This window comes from Bacillus sp. FSL W7-1354 (assembly GCF_038002405.1).
Classification (GTDB): Bacteria; Bacillota; Bacilli; order Bacillales; family Bacillaceae; genus Bacillus; species Bacillus paralicheniformis.
Genome location: NZ_JBBOCL010000001.1, coordinates 1,093,049 through 1,109,370 on the forward strand (window position 1 = coordinate 1,093,049; position 16,322 = coordinate 1,109,370).

13 protein-coding genes and 1 pseudogene are annotated in these 16,322 nt (G+C 41.4%); 2 read left to right on the forward strand and 12 right to left on the reverse strand.

Features of this window, described 5'->3' with window-relative positions:
* Positions 1–305: 305 nt before the first annotated feature.
* Positions 306–1,262 (reverse strand): mannose-6-phosphate isomerase, class I, encoded by a 957-nt coding sequence (gene manA / locus MKZ04_RS05735; RefSeq protein ID WP_412676063.1) that lies wholly within the window; start codon positions 1,260–1,262, stop codon positions 306–308.
* A gap of 18 nt (positions 1,263–1,280) precedes the next feature.
* Complete coding sequence (locus MKZ04_RS05740; protein WP_023857540.1) at positions 1,281–3,224, reverse strand: PTS fructose transporter subunit IIABC; 1,944 nt, start codon at positions 3,222–3,224, stop codon at positions 1,281–1,283.
* A gap of 253 nt (positions 3,225–3,477) precedes the next feature.
* On the opposite strand from MKZ04_RS05740, the pseudogene MKZ04_RS05745 reads away from it, so the two are divergent.
* A pseudogene (locus tag MKZ04_RS05745) lies at positions 3,478–3,606 on the forward strand (tyrosine-type recombinase/integrase); the annotation flags it as partial.
* A 176-nt stretch (positions 3,607–3,782) separates the two neighbouring features.
* The gene (locus MKZ04_RS05750) at positions 3,783–4,097 is read left to right on the forward strand and encodes a YfzA family protein (protein WP_075213313.1); all 315 of its coding nucleotides are present in this window, start codon (positions 3,783–3,785) and stop codon (positions 4,095–4,097) included.
* A 569-nt stretch (positions 4,098–4,666) separates the two neighbouring features.
* Here the strand turns inward: MKZ04_RS05750 and MKZ04_RS05755 are convergent.
* The 10 genes from MKZ04_RS05755 to MKZ04_RS05800 all read right to left on the reverse strand — a co-directional run bounded on the left by MKZ04_RS05755 (position 4,667) and on the right by MKZ04_RS05800 (position 16,311).
* Positions 4,667–5,005 carry a hypothetical protein gene (locus tag MKZ04_RS05755; protein ID WP_240635782.1) on the reverse strand — a complete coding sequence of 113 codons (339 nt, stop codon included), beginning with the start codon at positions 5,003–5,005 and terminating at the stop codon, positions 4,667–4,669.
* Positions 5,006–5,422: 417 nt separating this feature from the next.
* Complete coding sequence (locus tag MKZ04_RS05760) at positions 5,423–7,366, reverse strand: BglG family transcription antiterminator (RefSeq protein ID WP_341045492.1); 1,944 nt, start codon at positions 7,364–7,366, stop codon at positions 5,423–5,425.
* A 272-nt stretch (positions 7,367–7,638) separates the two neighbouring features.
* Positions 7,639–8,295 (reverse strand): ABC-2 transporter permease, encoded by a 657-nt coding sequence (locus MKZ04_RS05765; RefSeq protein WP_023857535.1) that lies wholly within the window; start codon positions 8,293–8,295, stop codon positions 7,639–7,641.
* Entirely contained in the window at positions 8,279–9,157 is an 879-nt protein-coding gene (locus tag MKZ04_RS05770; protein WP_035338678.1) for an ABC transporter ATP-binding protein, read from the reverse strand. Before MKZ04_RS05770 ends, MKZ04_RS05765 begins: the two co-directional genes overlap by 17 nt.
* Before the next feature lie 2 nt (positions 9,158–9,159).
* Positions 9,160–9,534 (reverse strand): GntR family transcriptional regulator, encoded by a 375-nt coding sequence (locus tag MKZ04_RS05775; RefSeq protein WP_035338680.1) that lies wholly within the window; start codon positions 9,532–9,534, stop codon positions 9,160–9,162.
* Positions 9,535–9,829: 295 nt separating this feature from the next.
* Positions 9,830–10,681: an SDR family oxidoreductase gene (locus MKZ04_RS05780; RefSeq protein WP_341047075.1), complete on the reverse strand. Its 852-nt coding sequence runs from the start codon at positions 10,679–10,681 to the stop codon at positions 9,830–9,832.
* A gap of 37 nt (positions 10,682–10,718) precedes the next feature.
* Positions 10,719–11,789, reverse strand: a complete 1,071-nt coding sequence (gene uxuA / locus MKZ04_RS05785; RefSeq protein WP_341045493.1) for a mannonate dehydratase — start codon at positions 11,787–11,789, stop codon at positions 10,719–10,721.
* 244 nt (positions 11,790–12,033) lie between these two features.
* Positions 12,034–14,442, reverse strand: coding sequence for a glycoside hydrolase family 31 protein (locus MKZ04_RS05790; RefSeq protein WP_341045494.1), 2,409 nt, complete (start codon positions 14,440–14,442; stop codon positions 12,034–12,036).
* 19 nt (positions 14,443–14,461) lie between these two features.
* A complete protein-coding gene (locus tag MKZ04_RS05795; protein WP_023857530.1) occupies positions 14,462–15,757 on the reverse strand; it encodes a TRAP transporter large permease in 1,296 nt (431 codons plus the stop codon).
* A gap of 38 nt (positions 15,758–15,795) precedes the next feature.
* Positions 15,796–16,311 (reverse strand): TRAP transporter small permease, encoded by a 516-nt coding sequence (locus MKZ04_RS05800; protein ID WP_023857529.1) that lies wholly within the window; start codon positions 16,309–16,311, stop codon positions 15,796–15,798.
* Positions 16,312–16,322: the final 11 nt, after the last annotated feature.

The following is a 16,322-nucleotide window of genomic DNA, read 5'->3' on the forward strand; positions in this document are numbered from 1 at the left end:
AGGCTTTTTTTCTGCTTGTCGCCGGAACACAGCCCCGCTTTTTTGTTTCATGAAGCATCTGTTCGCGAAAAGCTCCGGGCAGTGCAGCTGATGTGTAAGTTATGAAGCTTTTAATATCAGCTTATCAAATAATTGGAAGATTTCCAAATGTTTTTTTGGTTTACTCTATTTTACTTGTGAAAGCTTGGGAATATGCATTGTCCGCCTTGTGGCGAACGCGTTTTGGCAAGCCGGCATGCTTTTTTTGAAAAAGTAAAACAGACCATCGTTTTGATGGTCTGTTTAGAAAGTGTACCGTTGATGGCTTATTCATTTGACAGGCTTGAGACGATACATTCTGCACGGCCGGCGATTGTAAATTCTCCAAAGCCCGCAGGCAGCAGCATGTGATCTCCTTTTATAAAAGAAAAGTCGTTGCCGCAAGACGTGTTGATCTGCCCTTCCCCTTCTATGACGCTGACAAGAAGAAACGGTTTATCCTGTTTGAAACAGGCTGATCCTTTTACATCCCATTTTGCTACTGAGAAATAAGGACGCTCAATCAGTGCGGCAGTCTTGACATTACCCGATGTTTCATATTGAACATCTTCGCGGCCAGGCGAAGACGGGACGTCGATCACTTCTATGCTTTTTTGCAAATGGAGCTCGCGCAGATTTCCTTCAGCATCTTTTCTGTCATAATCATATAGTCTGTAGGTTGTGTCTGAATTCTGCTGCGTCTCCAAAATCAAAATACCTTTTCCGATCGCATGGACGGTTCCGCTCGGCACATAGAAGAAATCTCCCGGCTTCACTTTGACGCGGCGCAAGAGCTCGTTCCATTTCCCGCGTTCGATCATTGAGACCAGTTCTTCCCGCGTTTTGGCATGGTGGCCGTAAATGATCTCCGCATCTTCTTTACAATCAATGATATACCAGCATTCCGTTTTTCCAAGCTCCCCGTCTTCGTGCAGTTTTGCATATTCATCGTTTGGATGCACTTGTACGGATAGGTCTTGGTCGGCGTCCAAAATTTTTGTCAGAAGAGGAAAGCGGTCTCCCTTTATATGTCCGAATAAATGGCGATGTTCATTCCATAATTCACTGAGTGTGAGCCCTTTATACATGCCGTTTTTCACGACGCTTTGCCCATTTTGATGGGCGGCGAAAGCCCAGCACTCCCCCGTTTGTTCGGATGGAATCTCGTAGCCGAAAGAGGCTAAAGCTGTGCCGCCCCAAATTCTTTCTTTAAAAACAGGCTCGAAAAATAATGGTTCAGTCATGACGGGCATCCTCCTTTTTTAGATGATTTCATCCAGAAGTTTGTATGCTTCTACTTTTGTTTGAGCAGAGAGAAGCTTGTCCCTGTAGGTGTCATCCATCAGTTTTCGGGAGAGCATTTGCAGAAGCTTCAGATGCTCGTTTCCCCCGCTTTCTTTCGGGACGGCGATCATAAAGATCAGTTTGGCGTCAGTTCCGTCAAGACTCTTCCAGTCGACGCCCGAACGTTTGATGCCGAATGCTACACTCGGCTTCTTGACGGCGTCAGACTTCCCGTGCGGGATCGCGATGTTCATGCCGATTGCCGTTGTCCCCTCTAATTCGCGGTTCATGATCGCTTGTTTAAATTCGCTTTCCGAATGCAGTGCACCTTTACGGGACAATTTTTGAATCATTTCATCGATAATGTCGTCTCTCGTATCCCCTGATAAATGAGGTTCGATCAAATCTGTATCAATGATGTCTGTGAGCTTTTTAATTTCCGGTATTTCGGATTTTTTGCTTTCCGCTTTTATTTCGATGTTCGGCTGCGGAATGTCATGAACTGCAGCAGTCTCACTTGCCCCTGCAGGAGCGGCTGCGACCTCTTTTTTGAGTACATTGACCAAAAGAGCGGTGACCAGGGATCCGGCAATAACGGCGATGAAGAACATCAACACATGATCGACAGCGCCAAGCACTGCTACAATCGGTCCGCCGTGGGCGACTCTGTCCCCTACATTACCGATCATGGCGATCACAGAACCAGTCATTGAACCCGCCATAATACTTGGTATGACGCGAAGCGGGTCCTGTGCAGCAAACGGTATGGCACCTTCAGTAATACCGAATAACCCCATTGTAAATGCTGCTTTTCCCATTTCTCTTTCTTGCGCCTGAAATTTTCTTTTTCCTAAAAACGTTGCGATGCCAAGCCCGATCGGAGGAATACAAATGGCGACGGCGATCGGACCCATAATTTCATAGTTTCCTTCACCGATCATGGCCGAACCAAACAGGAATGCCACTTTATTGACGGGGCCGCCCATATCAAACGAAATCATCGCCCCTAAAATTAATGCCAAAAGAATCGAACTTGAGCCCTGCATACCAGCCAGCCAAACCGTCAAAGATTCAAAGATTTGCGCGACAGGCGCGCCGATCAGCAATACGAATGCCAAGCCGACAATAAGCGAGGAAACCACCGGTATGATGATGATCGGCATGATCGGCTGAATGGCTTTTGGCACTTTTAATTTTTTGATGGCCAGCGCCGCATATCCGGCTAAAAAGCCCGCGATAATGCCGCCGAGGAACCCCGCACCGCTTCCGCTGCCGTAAAAGCTTCCTGTCGCTGCGATGTATCCGCCGATCATCCCTGGCACAAGCCCCGGTTTATCGGCGATGCTGTAGGCAATATAACCGGCTAAAATCGGGATCATGAATGAGAATGAGGCAGCCCCGATTTGCTCAATCGTTTTCCAAAAAGATTCATCAGGAATCACTAACCCTTTCGGCGTTTTTTCACCTCCAAGCGTCAGTGCGACCGCAATCAATAATCCGCCGACGACGATGAAAGGAACCATAAATGATACACCGTTCATTAAATGCCGGTAAATCGGATTTTGTTTTTTCTCAGTTTGAGCTGAGGCTTCCGTTTTCGCAGCCGGCCGATAGACAGGTATATCGCCGCTGATCGCTTTTTGTATTAATTCTTCCGGTTTTCGGATGCCTTCCTGAACACCGACAGCCAGAAGTTTTTTCCCGATAAAACGGTCTTTGTTGACCGAGCGGTCTGCGGCTATGATAATCGCGTCTGCCTCGCGGATTTCCTGCTCGGTCAGCTCATTTTCCACCCCGATGCCGCCTTGTGTTTCGACTTTCATTTGAACGCCCATTCGATCGGCCGCTTTTTGCAAATTTTCCGCAGCCATATACGTGTGGGCAATTCCGTTTGGACATGATGTAATCGCTAACAGTTTCATGCGAATCCTCCTTCTGAAACTAAAGTAGTGAGCAGCTCTTGTCATTACTTTATAATAAAAACGTGTGTGTAAAAGCGTTGTTTTTTACCGCATGTTCCGGAAAAACCGGCTTTTTTAAAAAAACCGGACTGCAATAAGGGGCGACTTGTAACACTTGGGACTGATTGTGAAAATGTGCCGTATTGCAACAATTGGGGACTGAAATTTTTCGAAGAGGTGTAAAGTGAGGACATTCCTTTTTAATGAAGGATATCTCGAAATCAAGAAAATCAAGGTTGAACTTGTCAGCAAATCCCTTGCTGAACACGAAGATGTTTCCACTACAATGAAAAACTATGATCTTCGCGATTTTAAAGTAGAAAAGAATCAAATATTTATGTAAAATCACTCTTTTATTCAAAAACCAAGATCCCTTTCTTGAGGGGTTTTGTTTTTGAGTGAAATGTAAAAAAGAAAGTATTTCCTCCTATCATGTCGAGAGGATTAAATATTGAAACTTATTCTTTAATTTTCCGTATATCAATATAAAATGGCATCTAATGCGGGGAGGAATATTCGTTGGCTGAAAAGCAAAAAAGGGTTCCATTTTTTAAAAAATATTGGGTTTCTCAAATTGGTGTATTTTTATTGTCACAGATAATTTTTATTACATTTGAAACAACAGGATGGATACCTAATTATAGAGAGATTGATGGAACACTATTTGGGAGAATTACGGAATCGTCAATTTTTAAAGAATGGTTTACTTTTTATGAAACACCACAATTAAATTTACTTACTGTCTTTTTTGGCGTCTTCTTTCTTGTGCCAGGAATAATAAGTGCATTAAAAAACGTATTTTCGCCTAGACACTATAGTAATAGCTCTAAATAACCGTGATTAAAAATAAATATGGTTGATTAAAATGAATAAATTTGGGTTTTGCTTAGACGACTGGGTGCGATACTTCAATAAAGAGGTATCTATAATGTCTGACATTAAATAAGAAACCCATATTATTAAGGGTTCCAATAAATATCTTGACTTTTAATAAAATACCTCGACTTAGACGGCTTGATTTACATACAATAATACTTGGTATCGCAAGGATGAAAGAAATCAAGGAGTCTTTTGACAATTCGAAGACAGTTCCCTGTTTTATAGCGGCAACTGTGTTTTATGCGTACTCAAGTTTTCAATTTTTATACAGATGATGAAAAATTTCAATTGATCTGTATCCAGGCTTTATTTTCTTCGTGTTTATATTCGTTATTAAAAATGGAAGTGATCATTGATCACGAGCAGCACAATATAGGAGCTACTTGAACAGATGAAATCGGAGAAAGAAAAGGCATCCTAATGGATGTCTCTTTTATTTTGAAATTGAAGGGGGTGAAAAATCATTGCAGAAACCGGAAATGATTCTGCCAGGATGGAACAAAAAAAGCAGGCCGTCCACCTGCTTAATCTGTCTTAGTTTTCTTCCATCTACTCTTAACAATCACCATGAACAAAATGTAAATCAATACAACGATGATATTATACTTAGGGTCAATTTTTAAAAAGAAAGTATTAAAAGTCATCACTAGAAGCATGAGGAGTGTTGTAATCCACCATACAAACTCATATTCTTTATCACCCTTCTCTTGGCTCTTTTTATGTTTAACCAGGTCAAAAATCAAACAAGCAGTCATAAGAACCACTAAAACAGTTATTGTCACAGCAGACGAAAAATTTTCTCTAATAGTACTCATTATTATTCCAAACAGAGCACCACCTAAAAAAACCAAAAGAATTCTCATAAAATATCATGCCCTTCTTAATTCTATTAAAAAATATTTAGGTATATCCAAAGAAGGTTTATATTTAAGCAGATGAGCGAACGACTCCCGTTGGATTGAAAGTCTCCAAGTGTTTACTCTATTGTTAAATTATATCAGAAGAGATGGATGTTAAACAGATCATTGAGGTTGGTGGGTTAAACGAGCCCCTTCTGATTTTACGAGAAACAGTTATTACGAACTAAAAAAGAGCAGTTTGCTCTCGATTGGATAAATTGCCCAGTGTGTTTATCTGGATTCTTGCTCAGTTCAGCAATACAAAAAAGAATAGGATAAGCAGAACTGGTCACTGTTCACCTATCCCATTCTGTTGTCATTTATCAAATGCATATCGATATTTTCTTGAATTTTAATGAAGGTCAAGGCAGCGCTCCGCCTTTAATAATCCAAATAAGATAAAAATGTCATCACATTTCTTTCTTTCGTCAGCTTTTGGATGAAAGCCGGCTGCTCGCTTAAGCTGGACAGCTCTTGAAACAATTGTTTTGTCATGTTTTGATCCTCGTGTTTGACAGCCAGCATAAAGACGAGCGATACTTTTTCAGAGCCCCAGTCAAGCGGCTCTTTTAATGTGGCGATCGCAATGGCTGATTGTTTAATCAATTTGGCGTTCGCGTGAGGAATGGCGATGCCCGCTCCGATGTTTGTCGCCGACATTTTTTCTCTCATGACTGCCTGTACAGCATATTCTTTTTCTACATAGCCTTTCTCGTATAAAGCCATCGCCAGCTGTTCAATCAGCTTGTAGCGGTGTTCTGATTCTTGCTGCAGGAAGACGAGGAAAGGAGTCGTGTCATTCAGCACTTTAAACGTTTTTTGTATTTGCCGGGACGATTCACCGAGCTGATCCATAAAAGCGCTGAGCTTTTTCTCATCGGCCGACTCGAGCAGCGGAGATACAACGATATGGGGAATTGATAAATCCTCCAGGCTGACCGTTGATATGACAAGATCGATATCTTCATGTCGTGCAGTATAGTCCGCCAAATCAGCTTTTGCGATGCAGTCCATCACGGCAATTTGGTAGAATTTCCGTTCAATTTTTGTCCGCAGCAGTTGTGACATCCCGATGCCCATATGACAGACAATGATCGCTTTTTTATGCTTGTCTTTTCCATAGCTGAAGCGCTCGATCGCCGCTTGGAAATGCAATGTCAGATAGGCGGCTTCTTCCTCGGGAATTGAAAGTGAAAACGTTTGGTTGATGTCTTCAAGAACATCAATGACAATATGAAACAGATATGGGTACATTTTTTTGATATCGTTGAGCATCGGATTTGATACGGAAAGGTCATAGCTCAGCCGGTTTAAAACGGTATTAAGGTGAATTTTCAATCCGTTAATCAAAACCCGGTCCTCGCGGAAATCCATCATTTTCAACTCTGAGACACGCCGGATTAAATATTCGACAACCTTTGGAAGCAAAGGGTTTTCCAGTCCGTTCTCCCCTTCTTTCCCAAATGGATAACGAACTTTGCCGCCTAATATATGCAATGTTAAATAGACGGCCTCTTCTTCAGGAAAGCGGATCGCAAAAACAGCTTCCAGCCGTTTTAAACAAGCAAACGTCCACTGAAATTCTTTTTTCTTTTTGACTGCATCTATTTCTTCCGGAGAAATGGTAATCGGCTGTTTCATTTTGATGCGGCGAATCATCAGCAGTGTATGCAACAGTAAATTTTCGAACGTTTCATCAGTGAAATATAAAGAATGTCGCTTTTGTAATGATCTGATCTCCCTCTTAACAAATTCCACTTCATGACTTAAAAATTGGCTTTTAATAAATCGGCTTGTAAACTCCGGGTTATCAATCAACTCCGAGATGCGCGCCAGCGCTTTTCTCTTATTTTTTTCACTTCCTTCGATCTTTAAACCGAGGCGCTGCTTGGACACAAGAGTGAGGCCAAACCGCTGGAGCCAAACTTCGATTTGATTCAAATCCCTTTTAATGGAAGACTTATTCAAGAAGTGCTCGGCAGCCATTTCTTTTGCAGAAACCGGCTTTGGATTCATTAATAACTGATAAGCGATTTGCAGCATCCTTTCTTCATCGGATTGCTGCTGTGCGGCGTGATGTTCGGTATATAACTGCCGGCTTAAACGGACCCTTTCATGATCTTCAATATTCAAATAAACGCCCAGTCCCGGTTTGCGAATCAATTGAGCATCAGAGTGCTGATTGAGATAATCTTCAATCGTTTTTAGATCATTTCTGATCGTTTTTTCAGAACACTTTACCCTGTCTGCGAAATCTTGTACGACTAAATAGTCTTCAGGTTCAGATAACAACAGATTCAGAATGTCTTTTTGCCTTGTATTCATATCTCTCTCACCTGTTTTTCTATCCTTCCCTAAAAAGAAATGATAGTATAAGTATACTACAAACGTAACCGTTTACATTATACAGTGAAATAAAAGGGTCAAAAGTTTCGTTTTTTACCGAAACTTCCGGAAAAAATGCTTTTATCAACACGGAAATTTTTCTTTTATAGGAATTTTTTATAATAGATGATAGTGGGAGGAAAGTAAAACAGCCGTACGGTTCTAAGCAACGAAAAAAGGATCAGCGAAAGCTCCTCCCGCTGATCCTTAAACTAAAATTCTCTTTTATTATAAAAGCTGAGCGATATCGCATATGAAACAGAAATCATCACGAGCAGTACGCCAACTAAAAGGATGAATGTGCCCGCATTTGACATTTCACTCAGAAAAGCCGTTAATTTTTGGCTTAGTGCAAGGTTTTCCCCCGCATTTATAAATTTAAAAAAGGCCGTCCCTCCAAATATAATGACGAAAAATATGATGATATTGGCCATTTTGGACTTCAAATAGCCATACTTAAAAATCAGAGGAAATGAGATCGAGCTAAATAATGTGACAGCCACAACAGCACCCATGACGCCTGAAAGTGTCAATGGGAAATCAAGCGGCAAGTGCAGCATATGTCCGATTGCATTGATCAAAGAATAGAAGAGAATGGCATAAGCCGCATAGACATAAACCGATACATATTTTGATAAGACGATGATGTTTCTTTTAATGGGCAAGCTGATCAGGATTTTATCACTGTTGTTTTTGTCTTCTAAGGAGCTTGCGCCTAATGCCAGCTGATATGTGACAGCCAAAACCGCCACTGTATATCCGACGAGCTCAAGCTGTGACAATGTAAAAGTAAAAAATATCATCAATAACAGCGATAGTTTCATTGCTCTTTTCTGCATTAAAATATCCTTTTTAATAAGATGATACATGTTGATCACTCCTGCCGGTTGAAAATACCAAAATATCCTCCAAAGTCGGTTTTTCGATCATGACCGAATCCCCGAAATGCTGAACGACTCCCCGCTTATCTTTGGAGAGCGCTTCGAAGCCATAGCTGTTTTTCTTAATGCCGATTAAGGCGTCTTCGTTTCCTTTATGCAGCGTATCGAGGTCTCCTTTTACAATGCAGTACTCCTCCAACAGCTCATCCTTTGTTTTGCTCAGCACGAGCCGGCCGTTATGAATGAAAGTGATATAGTCCGCTACTTTTTCTAAATCAGAGGTAATATGCGTCGAAAAGAAAATCGACTTGTTTTCATCCTGCAGCAATGTTTGCAGCACGTCGAGGAGCTCCGATCTGACAAGAGGATCGAGTCCTGATGTCGGTTCATCCATGATCAATAATTCGGCATGATGGGAAAGCGCGACCGCCAGTGAGAATTTCATCTTCATTCCTTTTGACAAGTTTTTGATCTGCCTGTTTAAAGGGAGCTGGAAGTCTTTTGCGTACCGCTGAAAAACAGCCTCATCCCACTTTTTGTAAAACGGTCTGATGATTCCTTTCATTTCGTTCGGTGTCAGTTCTTCGTAAAAATGATTTTCATCGTATACAAAGCCGATCCTCTGCTTGATTTCGATATTGTGCTTTTCATTGTCGAGACCGAAAATGCTGATGTCTCCTTCGTCTTTTTTGATCAGGTTCATGATCAGCTTGATGGTCGTGCTTTTTCCGGCTCCGTTCGGGCCGATAAAGCCCATAATATATCCTTTTTCAAGCGAGAAGTTGATGTTTTTTAAAGAGAAATCTTGATAATGTTTTGATACATTTTTTAATTCCAGTATGCTGGTCATTTTTACCACTCCTCATAAACCAGTTTGAGCATCTTTTGAAGTTCCTCGTATGTAAAGCCGATTTGTTTCGCTTCAGTGACGGCTTCTGCTATGTGTTCTTCGATCAATTTGACTTTTGTTTCTCGAAGCACGTCTTTGTTGATCGCTGCGACATACGAGCCCTTTCCCGCGACTGTGACGATAAACCCTTCTCTCTCCAGTTCGTCATAGGCTCTTTTTGTTGTAATTACGCTGATTTTAAGCTCTTTGGCCAGGTTTCTGATCGATGGGAGCGCCTCTGACTCCGAGAGTTCTCCCTTGACGATTTGATCTTTTAATTGGTTGACGATCTGCAAATAAATCGGTTCATCCGATGAATTTGAAATGATGATATTCAATGCATGACATCCCTCTATTCGTTATAACTGTATATATACAATATAAACAGATATAACACCTTTGTCAAACAATAACAAAACAATACATATTAGCAGCGGAAAACCTCCTGCTTCCTGCACGGCGGTAGTGATTCGGTAATATTGATGAAATAAGGAAGCAGATCATACAATTGTTTATCTTCTTGCCTGTAAAAAGGAAAAATTGAATTAATAAATCCCAATTTCTCAATGTGGCACAGAGAAATTGGGATTTTTTCAGTGTTGAAAATCAGCTTTTTGGAGCAAATCCTCTTAGTTATACTCCAGAATAGGCGGAGAATCCTCCATCGACCGGTATGATGGTTCCAGTGACAAATCGCGAGGCTTTATCGCTTACCAACCATAATAACGTTCCGATTAGATCTTCCGGAACCCCAAATCTATCCAACGGCGTCTGGTTGATAATTTTTTGTGCTCGCTCCGTATATGTTCCGTCTTCATTGAGCAATAGGCTCCTATTTTGGGCGGTAAGAAAAAAGCCTGGGGCAATGGCATTGACACGAATTTCGACTTTTGACATATGCACAGCAAGCCATTGGGTAAAGTTACTGACGGCCGCTTTTGCACCGCTGTAGGCGGGAATTTTCGTCAGCGGCGTATAGGCGTTCATGGATGAGATGTTAACGATCACATTTCCGTCGTGATCAGCCATGTCTTTTGCAAATACTTGAGTGGTTAACAGTGTGCCAAGAAAGTTTACATCAAATACAGACTTTACACCCTCTATTTCTAAATCAAAAAACGTAGTCAATTCTTTAGTATTCAAGTCCTTTTTATATAAATATTCTTTATCTGTTGTTCCCTTTGGATGGTTGCCGCCTGCACCGTTAATTAGGATATTGCATCTGCCGAATGTTCTGTTAATGAGTTGTTTCGCTTGTTCAAGGCTTTGTTTATCAAGGACGTTTGCTGTAACGGCAAGTGCTTCGCCTCCGTTTTCTTGGATCTCTTTCGCTACTCTGTCTGCCGATTCAGCTCTTCGGCTGACTACTGCTACTTTTGCACCGCATTGAGCTATTGCTTTAGCGAAACAGCTGCATAAAATGCCGCCTCCACCTGTCACTACAGCCACCTTATCTTTCAAGTTGACATGAAAAGGAATCTGCACATTCATCCCTCGTCTCTGCATTTTAGTTAGTGCTTGTTCATTTATTGCATTCAAAGGCTATCCGCTTCTTTTCTTTCGTCAATGTTTCCCACATTCCATTTAAATACACTGCACCCAGCGCACGGTCATATAAACCATAACCCGGTTTACCGGCCTCTCCCCAAATCATTCTTCCATGATCCGGTCTGGCTGGTCCAGCAAAATCTATATCTCTTAATGCTCTTACGATTTCATACATATCTAAAGAACCGTCTTCTGAACGGTGGGAGGATTCTTGAAATGACTTTTTCCCGATGATCTTAATGTTTCTCAGGTGCACAAAGTTGACTTTTCCTTTTTTTCCGAAATAACGAATCAATTCCGGAATATCATTTGTTGAATTCACACCCAGTGACCCGCTGCATAAACACAAACCGTTAAAGGAGCTGTCATAGAGATTAATCAATCGCTCCAAATTCTCTTTGTTCGTTATGATTCGAGGCAGTCCAAAGATAGGCCATGGCGGATCATCCGGGTGAATCGCCATTTTGATTTGTTCATTTTCTGCCGCCGGTATAACCGCTTTAATAAAATACGAAAGATTTTCCCATAAATCCTCTTCCGTCATGTGCTGATATTGTTGAAAAAGATTCTTTAGCTGTCCATCTTCATAGCTTGTGTCCCAACCGGGAAGTTTTAGTTCACCATGTAATGGATTCATTTGTCTAACTTTTTCTTCTTCATAAATTAATGCTGTAGAACCGTCTTCTAGTGCATAGTCTAAAGAAGAACGAGTCCAGTCAAATACAGGCATGAAATTGTAACAAACGATTTTAACTCCCGCTTTTGCCAAGTTGCGTATCGTCGTTTTATAGTTTTCAATATATTGATCTCTTGTCGGAAGACCTAATTTAATATCTTCATGGACAGGTACACTTTCAATGACACTTAACGATAGACCATGATTTTCAATTTTTTCTTTTAACTCTACAATTTTCTCATAAGGCCATGCTTCCCCTACAGGAATATCATAAATGGCCGAAACAATTCCAGTAACGCCGGGAATTTGGCGAATATACTCTAATGTGACCGGGTCGCTGTCTCCATACCATCGAAACGTCATTTGCATGGTTCTCCCATCCTCTTCCCTCTTATTATTTAACATTCGATATCATCATTTCGCATGACAATAACAATATATTGGAGCGGTTTTTTTCAAAAGAATTTGCCGATTAGTATCCGCTTACATAAATTTTCATGATCATGATTCATGTGTCGTGCTAGATGACAAAATTCAGCTGGCCGGGATGTAACCGCGGACAAAGATTCTTGCTCGATTAATGGAAACATCATCATCATGTGGCCTTAATCTTTTAATCATACGGCAAACTGTAAGAAAACGCTCCGTTCTTGCTTTCCAGCTCTGTGCCATTTACGATCAGTTTTCTCTTTTCTCCATTTGGTACGTGAAAAGTGAGTTGATCATACGATAACTCGTATGTTCCTTCCTTTTGTATTGAAAGATTGATCCCGTCTTCTGTTGTCTCCATATCGACATGTATAAAGGCAAATGTACGAGTATATTCATTTGTTAACCCATCATCTTCATACAAACGATAAGTCGATTTTCCTTTTCCTTTGAATGGGAATAACAAAAATCCTCTTTCATCTTGGTTCTTTGTTTGGAATGTCACTTCCGCATCATTTACCGGAACGATCGCTCCCGCTTTCGCTAATAGCGGAGTATAATGTAATGGTGCCGGCAGAACGACTGTCTTCCCTCCTTCATACCATGTTCCCGTATGGAAATCATACCAGCCTTTTCCATGGTTCGGTAAATATACCTCCCGCTCCGTCATTCCTTTTTCGACGACAGATGCAACCAGCAAAGATTCACCAAGTATAAATTCATCGTTCTCTTCAAATGTTTTCTCATCATGTTCAAAATCATAAAATGTCGGTCGAATGATCGGCTGATAATGTTCGTGCGCATCATATAGCGCGGTGTAAATGTAAGGGATGATCTTATGTCTAAACTTAATGAGTTCACGGATTTCATCGATTGTTTCAGGAAACATCCATGATTCATTAACTGTCCCGTCATCGTTCCACGAATGAATGGTAAATCTCGGATGCATGATGCCGTTTTGAATCCATCTTACGAATAGCTCCGGTTCAGGGGCCGGTCCTGAAAATCCGCCGACATCATGGCCGAAATTGTAAATGCCTGATAAACTTAGACCGATGCCTGTTTTAATGTTAAATTTTAATGTTTTCCAGCTTGTTCGGTTGTCACCCGTCCAAGTTTGTGCATAACGGTGCATGCCGGGACATCCGGATCTTGAGATCAGGTACGGGCGTAATTCCGGGTTGTATTCTAGCTGAGCTTCGAAAGACGCTTTCATCATCAAAAGCGGATGAAGCGCGCGGATCAGTTCAAACTCCACTTCTTTGCCGAAGCCGTGACACTTGGCGTTTTGACTCCATATTTCAAACTCGTTATTATCGTTCCAAGTTGAATCAATTCCGTATTCCAACAGCTTTTCTGTTATTTGAGCCTTCCACCAGTCGAACGTTTGGCGCTTCGTGAAGTCTAAATAAGCTCCGATATCATCCCAAAATTGGGCCATTTCCGGTTTTTGTGTTTCTCCGTTTACAATGAACATGTCTTTTTCTTGTAGTTCATCAAAGTACGGATGATCCTTTAGCAAACACGGTTTAATGTTGGCGCATAAACGGACGTCCTTCTCATGGAAGTGTTGCACCATCTCTTTTGGAGCAGGGATTTTGCTCTCATCCCAGTTAAAGACATAACGTTTATCACCGATAGATGTGTATCCTGACGATAATTGAAACGAATCGCATAACATATCATGTTCTTCACAAAGATGAACGAAGTTTTTTAATTGTTCCTGTGCATTTGGCGCATCGGTATAGCTCATCGTAGAGCCTGAATAGCCCAGGCTCCATTTTGGCGGCAAGATCGTTTTGCCTGTCAGCCAAGAGAATGTTTCGACTACATCTTTTATTTTCGGACCGGCTATGAAGTAGTAGTCTAAATCCCCCTTTTCAGCCTGATAATAGCGGTACAGTCCATGATAGTTATCAAGCTCTGAACCCATATCAAAAATGGAAGCTGATAGATTATCATAGAACATTCCATAGGAGATGCCTGTTTTCTTATGACGTGTAATATAGAATGGGATATGTTTGTATAGCGGATCTGACCACTCTGCGTCGTACCCCATCGCATCGATATTTAACATCCGGTAGCGTTTCCCGTGTTTATCGACGTTTCCCGTTTTCTCGCCAAATCCAAAATATTGTTCCTGGACATCGCGTTGTAAATAATGGTATACGTCCTTTCCAAAAGCCCCTTCAAAATTATACCCTTGTGTTTGCCGATCGTTTGCAACATTGATCCATTCAGAACCATTGTGATAAAACCAGCTGATTCTAAAGCCGTTCAATTGAACATGAAGCTTGACCTTACCGGTTTTCACGATAAAAACATCTTTGACTTGCTGGAATTCGTATTGAGGCAATGTAAATCCGCTCATGTCTAAACGATGGCGTCCCTCCCATGGCACATCGATCTGTCCAGGCGCGACACTCCACGTTTTTTCAAGCGTTAACGCTTCTCCCTCCGTCAGTAAAATCCGAATTATATCTTCTTCAAGAATGAATATTTTCGCATGTGCATGACCGTCATTTAAATGAAAATGCAGCACATTTTTCTCTTCTTTCATAAATGTAAACATGTAGGTTTCTTTAATTGACATTAAATAGACGCCTCCTGTCTTAAAGTCCAAATAATTGAGGCAGCATTAAGCTGATTTGTGGAATGTAGGTAACAATTAAAAGGACGATCATGATCGCAGCATAAAATGGCAGAATCGGTTTAACCACTCGTTCAATATCAACTTTACCTATGCTGCAGCCCACAAACAGAGCACTTCCCACAGGAGGAGTGATATTGCCGATACAAAGGTTAAATACAATCATAATTCCAAAATGCACGGGATCCATGCCAAAGCTTTGAACAATTGGCAGAAAGATTGGAGTGAAAATTAATACAGCCGGAGTGATGTCCATAAATGTACCGATTATTAATAAGATGATATTCATCAACAGCAAGATCAAAATTGGGTTATCTGTAATCCCTAGAATTCCATTGCTGATTGCCGTCGGTATGCCTGTAAACGCCATGACCAATGAGAGCATCGTTGATGTCCCAACCAAAAACATAATAACGGCTGTGATTTCTACCGTTTCCAGCAGCATTTGGGGGAGCTGTTTCCATTTCAATGTCCTATAAAAGTGCGATAACAATAAGGAATAAGCCACCGCTATTGCCGCTCCTTCAGTTGCTGTAAAAACACCGGCGATAATACCCCCGATTACGATTACAATGAGCAACAGGCTTGGAATCGCATCGAGCAGCACTTTAAAACCTTGACTAATCGTAATTTTTGGCGCAACAGGGTACTTTTTCTTTTTTGCAATCATACAGGCGACAACCATCGTAGCCAGCCCCCACAAGATTCCGGGCAAATAGCCCGCCATAAATAAAGCGGCTACAGATGTTCCGCCGCTGACTAATGAGAAAATGATCAAAAGACCGCTAGGCGGAATAAGCAAACCAGTTGGTGCAGAAGCAATATTTACTGCGGCAGAGTAAGTCCGGTCATATCCTTCTTTTTCTTGCAGCGGCGACATGACCCCGCCGATTGCCGCCGCCGCAGCTACAGACGAACCGGAAATGGAACCGAATAACATGTTTCCGACAACATTTGTATGGGCCAGAGAACCGGGCAGCCTGCCGCTGATCAATTTTGCGAAGTTAATGAGCCGCATTGCAATACCGCCATTATTCATAATAATGCCTGATAAAATGAAGAACGGTACCGCTAATAAAGCAAAGCTGTCGATTCCAGTGACCATTTTTTGCGCCGAAGTGAAAATGGCAACATCAAAAGGAAAAATGGTAAGCATTGTTACAATGGATGCCGCCGCAATACTTACAGAAATCGGAACGCCGAGAAACAACAATATGAAGAATACTGCCGATAAAATGAGACCTGCTGCTATGGCCATATCATTTCACCTCTTTTTTAGTTTTCAAAAAGCCTCAGTCACATCTTTGCTGCTTTTTTTACATCATCACCTGACTTTTGTTTTGAATTGAATTCATGTAAAGATTCATATAAACCGGCCAAGTTGTATCCGATGATGAGTATGCCTGCAACAGGAAGTGATAGATAAACAAATCCCACCGGTATCCCTAATGCTGCTGAAGATTGCTCCATTGTGGTGATCACTGCTTTCGAACCTCCTAAGACCAACACAATCAGAGCAAAAGCAATCAAAAGAATCTGAATGAAAGTATGAACGAAAACAGCTGCTTTTATTGGAAGTTTTCGAACGATAAATTCAATCGCCAAGTGCTTTTTTTTCCAAAATGCATAGGCACCGCCCAACATAGAGATCCATATCAGTGAATAGCGTAAAAATTCTTCTGAAAACGTACTGGGAGAATTTAGTACATATCGCGTAAATACTTGCCATATCGCAACCAAAACCATGATGGCCATTAGTGTGCAAGTCAAACATTCAATCGCTTTATTCACTGCTTTTTTTAAAGCTAGCATATACATCCCCC

Coding starts and splice junctions, on each gene's coding strand:
- manA (WP_412676063.1), bottom strand. CDS start 1,262: ATGACTGAACCATTATTTTTCGAGCCTGTTTTTAAAGAAAGAATTTGG.
- MKZ04_RS05740 (WP_023857540.1), bottom strand. CDS start 3,224: ATGAAACTGTTAGCGATTACATCATGTCCAAACGGAATTGCCCACACG.
- MKZ04_RS05755 (WP_240635782.1), bottom strand. CDS start 5,005: ATGAGAATTCTTTTGGTTTTTTTAGGTGGTGCTCTGTTTGGAATAATA.
- MKZ04_RS05760 (WP_341045492.1), bottom strand. CDS start 7,366: ATGAATACAAGGCAAAAAGACATTCTGAATCTGTTGTTATCTGAACCT.
- MKZ04_RS05765 (WP_023857535.1), bottom strand. CDS start 8,295: ATGTATCATCTTATTAAAAAGGATATTTTAATGCAGAAAAGAGCAATG.
- MKZ04_RS05770 (WP_035338678.1), bottom strand. CDS start 9,157: ATGACCAGCATACTGGAATTAAAAAATGTATCAAAACATTATCAAGAT.
- uxuA (WP_341045493.1), bottom strand. CDS start 11,789: ATGCAAATGACGTTTCGATGGTATGGAGACAGCGACCCGGTCACATTA.
- MKZ04_RS05790 (WP_341045494.1), bottom strand. CDS start 14,442: ATGTCAATTAAAGAAACCTACATGTTTACATTTATGAAAGAAGAGAAA.
- MKZ04_RS05795 (WP_023857530.1), bottom strand. CDS start 15,757: ATGGCCATAGCAGCAGGTCTCATTTTATCGGCAGTATTCTTCATATTG.
- MKZ04_RS05800 (WP_023857529.1), bottom strand. CDS start 16,311: ATGCTAGCTTTAAAAAAAGCAGTGAATAAAGCGATTGAATGTTTGACT.